General features: G+C 60.8%; 9 protein-coding genes. 8 read left to right on the forward strand and 1 reads right to left on the reverse strand.

Annotation, left to right across the window (positions count from 1 at the left end; translation table 11 throughout):
* Positions 1-16: 16 nt before the first annotated feature.
* From fliM to AAHK20_RS32895, 7 genes are all read left to right on the forward strand, one after another.
* Positions 17-1,015 carry a flagellar motor switch protein FliM gene (gene fliM, locus AAHK20_RS32865; protein ID WP_137330652.1) on the forward strand — a complete coding sequence of 333 codons (999 nt, stop codon included), beginning with the start codon at positions 17-19 and terminating at the stop codon, positions 1,013-1,015.
* A complete protein-coding gene (gene fliN, locus AAHK20_RS32870) occupies positions 1,008-1,493 on the forward strand; it encodes a flagellar motor switch protein FliN (RefSeq protein WP_449185686.1) in 486 nt (161 codons plus the stop codon). Before fliM ends, fliN begins: the two co-directional genes overlap by 8 nt.
* Positions 1,490-2,104 carry a flagellar biosynthetic protein FliO gene (fliO, locus tag AAHK20_RS32875; protein ID WP_449185687.1) on the forward strand — a complete coding sequence of 205 codons (615 nt, stop codon included), beginning with the start codon at positions 1,490-1,492 and terminating at the stop codon, positions 2,102-2,104. Before fliN ends, fliO begins: the two co-directional genes overlap by 4 nt.
* Entirely contained in the window at positions 2,105-2,932 is an 828-nt protein-coding gene (gene fliP, locus AAHK20_RS32880) for a flagellar type III secretion system pore protein FliP (RefSeq protein WP_449185688.1), read from the forward strand.
* Between the two features lie 68 nt (positions 2,933-3,000).
* The gene (fliQ, locus tag AAHK20_RS32885; RefSeq protein WP_449185689.1) at positions 3,001-3,270 is read left to right on the forward strand and encodes a flagellar biosynthesis protein FliQ; all 270 of its coding nucleotides are present in this window, start codon (positions 3,001-3,003) and stop codon (positions 3,268-3,270) included.
* A 52-nt stretch (positions 3,271-3,322) separates the two neighbouring features.
* The gene (fliR, locus tag AAHK20_RS32890) at positions 3,323-4,105 is read left to right on the forward strand and encodes a flagellar biosynthetic protein FliR (protein WP_449185690.1); all 783 of its coding nucleotides are present in this window, start codon (positions 3,323-3,325) and stop codon (positions 4,103-4,105) included.
* Positions 4,106-4,679: 574 nt separating this feature from the next.
* Positions 4,680-4,904, forward strand: coding sequence for a SymE family type I addiction module toxin (locus tag AAHK20_RS32895; protein ID WP_449185691.1), 225 nt, complete (start codon positions 4,680-4,682; stop codon positions 4,902-4,904).
* Positions 4,905-5,215: 311 nt separating this feature from the next.
* On the opposite strand, the gene AAHK20_RS32900 is transcribed toward AAHK20_RS32895, so the two are convergent.
* Positions 5,216-5,368, reverse strand: coding sequence for an AAA family ATPase (locus AAHK20_RS32900; RefSeq protein ID WP_449185692.1), 153 nt, complete (start codon positions 5,366-5,368; stop codon positions 5,216-5,218).
* A gap of 254 nt (positions 5,369-5,622) precedes the next feature.
* Here AAHK20_RS32900 and AAHK20_RS32905 point away from each other — a divergent pair, with 254 nt between their 5' ends.
* Positions 5,623-6,984: a surface-adhesin E family protein gene (locus AAHK20_RS32905; protein ID WP_449185693.1), complete on the forward strand. Its 1,362-nt coding sequence runs from the start codon at positions 5,623-5,625 to the stop codon at positions 6,982-6,984.
* Positions 6,985-7,480: the final 496 nt, after the last annotated feature.

Genomic DNA, 7,480 nt, shown 5'->3' on the forward strand with positions numbered 1-7,480 from the left:
TAGCGAGAATTAGGAAATGGGCCACGAAGAGTTCATGTCCCAGGAGGAGGTCGATGCCCTCCTGAAAGGCGTAACCGGCGAGACCGACTCGGTTGCCGACGACAGCAGCCGTTCGGGCGTGCGCCCGTACAACATCGCGACGCAAGAGCGGATCGTGCGCGGCCGGATGCCCGGCCTCGAAATCATCAACGACCGCTTCGCGCGGCTGTTGCGCGTCGGCATCTTCAACTTCATGCGGCGCACGGCGGAAATTTCCGTCGGCCCCGTGAAGGTTCAGAAGTACAGCGAGTTCACGCGCAACCTGCCGATCCCGACGAACCTGAACCTGGTGCACGTGAAGCCGCTGCGCGGCACGTCGCTGTTCGTGTTCGACCCGAACCTCGTGTTCTTCGTCGTCGACAACCTGTTCGGCGGCGACGGACGCTTTCACACGCGCGTCGAAGGCCGCGACTTCACGCAGACCGAGCAGCGCATCATCAGCAAGCTGCTCAACCTCGTGTTCGAGCACTACCAGACGTCGTGGAAGAGCGTGCGCCCGCTGCAGTTCGAATTCGTGCGCTCGGAGATGCACACGCAGTTCGCGAACGTCGCGACGCCGAACGAAATCGTGATCGTCACGCAGTTCTCGATCGAGTTCGGACCGACGGGCGGCACGCTGCACATCTGCATGCCCTACTCGATGATCGAGCCGATCCGCGACGTGCTCTCCTCGCCGATCCAGGGCGAAGCGCTCGAAGTGGACCGCCGCTGGGTGCGCGTGCTGTCGCAGCAGGTGCAAGCCGCCGAAGTGGAGCTGACGGCGAACCTCGCGGAGATCCCCGTGACGTTCGAAAAGATTCTCAACATGAGAGTCAACGACGTGCTGCCGATCGACATCCCCGAGCACATCACCGCGAAGGTCGACGGCGTGCCGGTGATGGAATGCGGCTACGGCATTTTCAATGGTCAATACGCGCTGCGGGTCCAGAAGATGATCAGCGCCAGCGAATCGATGAAGGAAGGTGGATATGACTGAGCTGAACGCGACGCCGGAGTCCGGCAAGTCGGACCTTGAAATGATCGCCGCCATGGCCGGCGAAGCGACGGAAGCCGCCGATGCGGCCGCAACAGAGGATGCGGGAATGGACGATTGGGCGAGCGCGCTTGCCGAGCAGAATGACAACAGCGCCGTGAACCCGGCTTCGGCCGGCGTGTTCCAGCCGCTGTCGAAGGTCGAGCCCGCGTCGACGCGCAACGACATCGACATGATCCTCGACATCCCGGTCCAGATGACCGTGGAGCTCGGCCGCACGAAGATCGCGATCCGCAACCTGCTGCAATTGGCGCAGGGTTCGGTCGTCGAGCTCGACGGCCTCGCCGGCGAACCGATGGACGTGCTCGTGAACGGCTGCCTCATCGCGCAAGGTGAAGTCGTCGTCGTCAACGACAAGTTCGGCATTCGCCTGACCGACATCATCACGCCGTCCGAGCGCATCCGGAAGCTCAATCGATGAGATTCGCGCTTCAACGTGGCCAGCGGCTTTCGCTTGCTGCGCTGGGCGGATGGGCATCACCGGCGTTTTTTGTCACGGTGACGTCGCTGGCCCCGCGCGCAGCGTTCGCCGCCGACATGAACGCCGTCAACAACGCAGCGAAGATCGCTTCCGGCGTCGGCGCGGGCACTGCGGTGCCGTCGCTGGGCGTCGGGGCCGTGCTGCAGACGATCGTCGGACTCGTCGTCGTGATCGGCCTCGTGTTTGCCTGCGCGTGGCTCGCGCGCCGCTTCGGCTTGCAGCCTTCGGGCGGTCGCGGCGGACTCGTCAAGGTCGTCGCGGGCGCCTCGCTCGGCGGCAAGGAGCGCGTGGCCGTCGTCGAGATCGGCGACACGTGGCTCGTGCTGGGCGCCGCGCCCGGCAACGTGCGCCTCCTGCATACGATGGCGGCCGGCTCGGCAAGCGCCGAAAGCGCGGCAGGTTCTTCGAGCGCCAGCGGATTGCCAGGCTCGGGTTCCGGCCCGTACGAGTTAAACACCGCGCTCACCGGCACCTTCGGCCAACGCTTTCGCACCGCGTTGAAAGGCGAAGCGAGCAAACGTTTTCAGCGCCGCGAAAGCGGAGACAAGTAAATGCCGTCAAGCCGCACCCTCACACGCGGCGCGCAATTGAAAGCGCGCGCCCCCTCCCTGCCGCAACGCATCCTGCAAGTGACGAAGGCCGCGCTGCCCGTGCTGCTTCCGGCGCTGCTTTGCACGCTGCCGACGCTCTCGTTCGCGCAGACCGCGGGCCTGCCCGCCTTCAACACGAGCCCGGGACCGAACGGCGGCACGACCTATTCGCTGAGCGTGCAGACGATGCTGCTGCTCACGATGCTGTCGTTCCTGCCGGCGATGGTGCTGATGATGACGAGCTTCACGCGCATCATCATCGTGCTGTCGCTGTTGCGCCAGGCGATGGGGCTCTCGACGACGCCGCCGAACCAGGTGCTCGTCGGCCTCGCGATGTTCCTGACGCTGTTCGTGATGTCGCCCGTGCTCGACAAGGCGTACAACGACGGCTACAAGCCGTTCTCCGAAGGCACGCTGCCGATGGATGCGGCTTGGACGCGCGGCGTCGCGCCGTTCAAGACTTTCATGCTGCGCCAGACGCGCGAGTCCGACCTCGCCCTCTTCGCGAAGATCTCGCACGCGGCGCCGATGCAGGGGCCCGACGACGTGCCGCTGTCGCTGCTCGTGCCGTCGTTCGTGACGAGCGAGCTCAAGACCGGTTTTCAGATCGGCTTCACGATCTTCATTCCGTTTCTGATCATCGACATGGTGGTCGCGAGCGTGCTGATGTCGATGGGGATGATGATGGTGTCGCCCGTGACGCTCTCGCTGCCGTTCAAGCTCATGCTGTTCGTGCTCGTCGACGGATGGCAATTGCTGATCGGCTCGCTTGCGCAGAGCTTTACCTGAATGGCCGCGCTTTCGAGCGTGGCGCCGGAACCGCTTAGTCAGATCCCACTTTGAAGCAGGCTTGAATCATGACGCCAGAATCCGTAATGACGCTCGCGCATCAGGCGATGATGATCGCGCTCTTGCTTGCCGCGCCGCTCTTGCTGGTGGCGCTCGTGGTGGGTCTCGTCGTGAGCTTGTTCCAGGCGGCGACGCAGATCAACGAGACGACGCTGTCGTTCATCCCGAAGCTGCTGGCGGTGGCGGTGACGCTCGTGATCGCGGGGCCGTGGATGATGACGATGATGCTCGACTATCTGCGCCACATCCTCACGAGCGTGCCGCAGCTCGCGGGCTGACGCTCGCGCCCCGCGTTCTTCCACCCGCCCTTCTTCTTTCCCGCGCGCCGCGATGTTCACCGTCACCTATGCGCAACTGAACACGTGGATGACCGCGTTCATGTGGCCGTTCGTGCGCATCCTCGCGCTGGTGGCCACGGCGCCGCTGGTCGGCCACGCTTCGGTGCCGGTGCGCGTGAAAGTCGGGCTCGCCGCGTTCATCACGATCATCGTCGCGCCGACGATTGGACCGCTGCCTGCGCCCACGGTGTTCTCGGCGCCGGGCATCTGGATCATCGTGAATCAGTTTCTGATCGGCGCGGCGATGGGGCTGACGATGCAGGTCGTGTTCGGCGCGGTCGAGACGACGGGCGGCATCATCGGGATGCAGATGGGGCTCGGGTTTGCGACGTTCTTCGAACCCGGTTCGAGCAATGCGAGCGATGTGATTTCGATGTTCTTGCGCACGATCGCGATGCTGGCCTTTCTTGCCTTCGACGGGCACCTGCAGATGATCGCGGCGCTCGTTGCGACGTTCCAGTCAGTGCCGATCTCGGCCAACATACTCGGTGCGCCGGGCTGGCGAACGCTCGTCGAGTGGGGTGGGATGTTGTTCTCGGCGGGGTTGCTGCTTGCACTACCGGTGGTTGCCGCGCTCTTGATCGCCAACTTGGCGCTTGGGATCTTGAATCGCGCGGCGCCGCAGATCGGTGTGTTTCAGATCGGGTTTCCGGTGACCATGCTCGTGGGGTTGCTGCTCGTGCAGTTGATGTTGCCGAATATGATTCCGTTTTTTTCGCGGATGTTTGATCTGGGGATTGATGCGATGGGGCGTGTGGCGGCCGGGTTGGGGTAGGGTGATTTGGTTTCTTGTGGTTAGGCGTTCGCTTTGTTTGTTTCTTGGTGGTTTTTGCCTTTCGGCGTTTTTGTCGTTCGCTTAGGCTTTTGTGAAAACTTTGATTTCGCGGCGGTACGTATAGTCCGTCCCTCCCCGGGACCGGGGTCACTTTGGTCCTTGCCCAAAGTAACCAAAAGCGCGTCCTGGGCGGACGGCCTAGCCCGGAGGCACTCAACCCTGTCAGTACCGGTGTCCCGAACGCAACCGTGGGAAACCGTTACTACTCGACGTGCGCCCTGTTAGAACGCGGCACAGAAGTGCACAGAGTCGCAACAAATCGAAGCTATCGATTTGGCCGCGCTCCATCCTTTCTTCGTCTTCTGGCCACACGGCCGTATCGCCCTCCCTCTGTCTAACGGATAGGTTGATCGGATTACTGACTATCCATACAGTGAGTCGATGACTTCCGCTCAACCCAACCGCTTACGCAGGAGGCACACACGCATCTGATGCCGTAAACGCAGCGCGGGCCGCAAGTGTTACCAGCACTCACGACCCGCTGACCACTATCAACTCTCTCTAGGAGTCGATCATGGCTGACGCCAATGTTACCTCACGTCCCGCTCTCCCCGAGCGCCGCGTCACGATTCAGCAATCCCGTCGCTGGCAACCCTACTCGCCTCGGCCCCGTAACCACCCGCCCCTCATACTCTGGTTCAAACTTTCCGGGCGATGGCTCGAGCACGCCGGTTTCAAACCCCATCAGCAACTCAAGATCGAAGTCCAACAAGAACGGCTTGTGATCACGCCCGCCTGAGTGATCGCATAGGCAGCGAACCCGGCGCGAGGCTGGGTTCATCTCCCCGCTGCTGTCCGAGGGAGAAAAATTTAATATGACCTAGCGTCGAGGCAACAGAGCTTGTCGGACTTTGTATCCGCATTTCGTGGTTGATGTCGACAAATTCTGCCGCGTTGCGGAAGTTAGGTCGCTGACTGTGCGTTGCTCGACGGACCTATTTCGACCCTGAAGAGACCTTCAGCTTTCCCGTTAGCGGACAGCCGCGCGTAACGATTCGGATCGTTCGCTCGGGGCGGTCAACTATCTGGCTAGCTCCGCGAGGCCAATAGCTAGCCGTTGCCTCCTCTCCTGCTACTCCCAGACGAAATGAATGCCCGTTCCAATGTCTCGGTACGCAGATATTCCGCAGCAAGCTCACGGGCCGGTGCTTGAGCTACCGTTGTCTTTCCGGTTCCGGGTAATCCACCAAAGGCAATCAGCATTTGTTCGCTCTCGCAAGCGTCTTCGGGCGCCGAGAATCAAGTTTTTACGGAATTGGCCGAAAACCGAATAAATATCGTTCCTCGACGATGTGAACAAAGCGTATCGGAAGTACGCGCGTCGTCGTGAACATGACCGGACAAACCACCCCCAAAACCACTATATGACTTCAACGCCCGACTTCCACCGCCGCTGGCGCATAGCTGTGGTTCCGTTATTGATGGTCATTGTTGGCTTATCCGGGAACGCGACTGCGATGAACTGGACGCCGATGCCGACAGATGCCACCTTCACGTACCCGCCCGAGTCGGCCATTCGTATCGGTGACGACGTCTACTTCGCAGAGCAAGGTCCGGTCTATCGCATGGAGCGTGGTGGTGCGGCAGTCCGCGACGATACGATGCAAGCAACGTCGCTTGAGGAAATCGATTGCGCGGCGCAGCGCGAACGAACGTTGCTGACCGATACCTATCAAAGCGGCAGATTCCTTAGGCTATTCGAGGACGCGTCCAGATCTTACAAACGAGCGGTCTTTAAGTCCCCTCCTGGCCTTGCGAGGCTGAAGGCGATATGCGCATTACCGCTGCATCGGGAGCGTCTCGTCAACGTCGGCAGGGGAGACGGAGATACGCTTTTTCAGATCGATACGCGCAGCGTGCACGATTCCGGAAAGCTGAGAATGGTTTGGGCGCGCATCGACTATCCGAAATTCACACTCAATCCGCCCTATGGCGCGCCGTACGATTCAATTCGCGAATTGATCGCTCTCGACTGTGGCGCAGGAAATGCGCAAGTGCCGATTCGCTACTACTTCTCACCCGCGGGCGATATTACTGACGCGACGAAATTGCTCGATCCGCCTCCGCCCGCCTCATCGATTGAGTCCGATTCGCTGATTGCACAGGTTGCACATGCAGTTTGCGGCGCACCGATCGATCCAGAACACTTCGCCGGTCCGATCGGTGGCGACGTCGTCCGTAAGAAGCCGGAAACCCCTGAGATGCCGGCGATCGAAGTCGGCAGGATAGCCGACGACGTACGGGCCGCAGCGAACGCATTCGGTCGGGCACTGCCCGGCATCGCAAGCTTTTCAAAAGCTACCGTTGTGGAGACGATGTCGAGTTCTTCACCCCAGCTTCCTCCATCCAAAGTGGTGATCGAATTGCAACCTCAGTCGGACGGTACAACGTTGCTGCGAGAATCCTACTCAACCTTGTACTTCGATAGCGCTTCCGTCGGCGGGTTTGCGCAACTTGGATCGAGGACGATCACCAACACACCTGAGAGCGGCGGGAGCATTACCGAGCAACTCAGCGCGGCGGTAACGACGTTCGCTGACGGAGCGACATTCGACTATCGGAGCAGCTCGAGAATTTCCGGGCTGGGCAGGTTGGTCAAAGACGACGAAACCTGTCGAGTCGGAAAACCCATGGACGCTGCAACGTTGAATGCCAAGCTTGCGGGCCGTGCGTGGCCGGTCGATTGTATTGGCGACGGTCGACCGCGGCGGTCGGGCTACTACGTGGAAGCGCTTCGTTTCTTCCTCGTCACGGAAAGCGAATCGAATAGCTACGGCAAATCTACTGCCCATATCGATTCCGTAACCATCGAGCAATGATGGTGCTATTTGAGCGATTCCGCGAATGGCGTGCATCCGCCTAACCGGCGCGATCGCCTTGGCCGCGCGCCTCATGCAAGAAGCGTAAGTCGGGCTGAATGGGCCGGCGAAAACTTGCCGCGTAGCGCCCTACACACTCTCAATTCCCATGAAAAAATCGGTTTGGCTTCTTCTCGTGCTCGCCGCAATCTCATGGGGGATCTGCTACGCATCCGTATCCAGCCTCATACACTTTGGCTGGCTTGGAACCTTGCTCGCATCAGCCGCAGGGATACTCGCGACCATATCTGCCTACCAGACAGAAGAGAAGGCACATACTCGCGGCCGCGTCGTATACAAGTCCAAATCGCCCATCCAGTTTCTCCTCGCGCACCTCTTGCTGGGCTTGTTCCTGACGGCAATAGCGCTCTTTAGCTTAATGGGTTGCCTTGGATTCGCGAGTGAATCGCCCCGGCCCCAGTAGACACCTGCAAGCCTCAAACTAGAGGTTAGACAG

The organism is Trinickia camelliae (genome assembly GCF_053525655.1).